Raw genomic sequence first — 681 nt, 5'->3', positions numbered from 1 at the left:
AATTACAGGTGGTAAACGATTAATCAAAAATTTATATAAGGAGTATCATCATTTTGCAGATATCATCGTAGCTGATGCTCTATATTGTAAATCTACTTGGATTAAAGAAGTGCTTTCAATTGGAATGAATGCAGTAGTAAGAGTTAAAGATGAAAGACTTCACATTGTAAAAGATGCATTAGCTTTATTTAAATGCCGTGAGGCAGATAAAGAATGGATTGTTAATAAAGGGAGTAAAAATTATATAAAGATAAAAGCATGGGATGAAGATGACTTTGAAATGTCAAATTCAGATATTAAAGTTAGATTCATAAAATTTATAGAAGAAGTTCATAAGGGAGATACACTTGAGATTAAAGAAGCATGGATTATAACAACAGATAAATTTACTTCGGTAGAAACCTTATGGAAGATAATGCATAGAAGGTGGCATATTGAAAATAATGCATTTCACCAATTAAAAACAGAATGGCATCTAGATCACTGTTTCCTTCATAGCCCTACGGGCGTAGAGACTGTGTTAATGTTTATAATAATAGCATTTAATCTTATGCAATTATATTTCTTTAGATGTATTAGAGGTTTTAGAAAAAAACGAATGTTACAAATAGATATTATTGAAGATATAAGAGATGAAAGATTTACTATAGAAGAAGACTGGATTAATCCAATATTTGCTAA

At 29.1% G+C, this 681-nt stretch carries 1 protein-coding gene; it reads left to right on the top strand.

What is annotated here, in order from left to right:
- Window positions 1–681: transposase (locus CLTEP_RS14580; RefSeq protein ID WP_278319565.1), on the top strand; the 681-nt coding region annotated here is incomplete at both ends.

It is taken from the genome of Clostridium tepidiprofundi DSM 19306 (assembly GCF_001594005.1).
Lineage (GTDB): Bacteria > Bacillota > Clostridia > Clostridiales > Clostridiaceae > Clostridium_AC > Clostridium_AC tepidiprofundi.
Note: the sequence above shows the minus strand (reverse complement) of the source record. Positions and strands in the feature narration are given on the sequence as shown.